Origin of the sequence: Mycobacterium nebraskense (assembly GCF_002102255.1) — a bacterium.
In the GTDB taxonomy this organism is placed as follows: Bacteria; Actinomycetota; Actinomycetes; order Mycobacteriales; family Mycobacteriaceae; genus Mycobacterium; species Mycobacterium nebraskense.
This window is the reverse complement of record NZ_LQPH01000162.1, coordinates 1-1,070: the sequence shown is the minus strand read 5'-3', so window position 1 is coordinate 1,070 and position 1,070 is coordinate 1. Positions and strand designations below refer to the sequence as shown.

General features: G+C 65.0%; 1 pseudogene. It reads left to right on the top strand.

The window, feature by feature from the left end:
• Positions 1-1,054, top strand: a pseudogene (locus AWC17_RS24885) (IS3 family transposase); the annotation flags it as partial.
• Between the last annotated feature and the right edge of the window lie 16 nt (positions 1,055-1,070).

The following is a 1,070-nucleotide window of genomic DNA, read 5'->3' as shown; positions in this document are numbered from 1 at the left end:
AGATAACCATTGAGATCCTCAAAGCGGCAACGAGTTTCTTCGTGCGGGAGAGCGACCCGCGCAACCGCCGCTGACCGCTACGGTCTGCGAGTTCATCGCCGAGAATAGGGGCCGTTTCGGGGTCGCTCCGATCTGCCGCGTGCTCTCCGAGCACGGAGTGCCGATCGCCCCGAGAACGTTCCACGCCTGGGCCGCCCGGGGGCCCTCGAAGCGGGCCCTGTGGGATGCCACGATCACCGAGGTCCTGGCCGGCTACTACGAGCCCGACGAGTACGGCCGAAAGAAGCCGGAGTCGCTATACGGGTCGCTGAAGATGTGGGCCCATCTGCAGCGAGAAGGTATCCCGGTGGCCAAGTCGACCGTGGAGCGGCTGATGCGGCGAAACGGCTGGCAGGGCGTGCGGCGATGCAAGAAGGTCCGCACCACGATCGCCGACCCGGCTGCGGTGCGACCGCCGGATCTGGTGGACCGCCAGTTCGGCGTGTCCGCACCTAACCTGCTGGTGGTGGCCGATTTCACCTACGTCCGGCTCATCACGGGTGTGTTTGTCTATGTTGCGTTCGTCATCGACGCTTATGCCGGCACGATCGTCGGGTGGGAGGCCTCGGGCTCCAAGCACACCCGGTTCGTCGAGTCAGCGATCCGTCAGGCAGCAGCACTGCGTCGCAGACAGGGCCATCCCATCGACGGGGCCATCCACCACAGTGATGCCGGATCTCAGTACACGAGTGTGAGATTCGGTGAGACGCTGAGCCTTTCAGCCATTCGGCCGTCGGTGGGCAGCGTCGGTGACGCCTACGACAATGCGTTGGCCGAGACGACGATCGGGCTCTACAAGAACGAATGCGTCCGCGCCGACTCCCCGTTTCGCCGTGGGCCCCTGAACACCTTGGGCGACGTCGAGTACATCACCGCCGACTACGTCGCCTGGTACAACCAGCAGCGCCTCATGCACCGCCTCGGACGCGTTCCACCCGCCGAAGCCGAAGCCCGCTACTATTCCCAACGCGTGGCCGACCAACCGGCCGGCTCACAGAACCCCGAGGGTGCATGAAACCCGGGATGGTTCA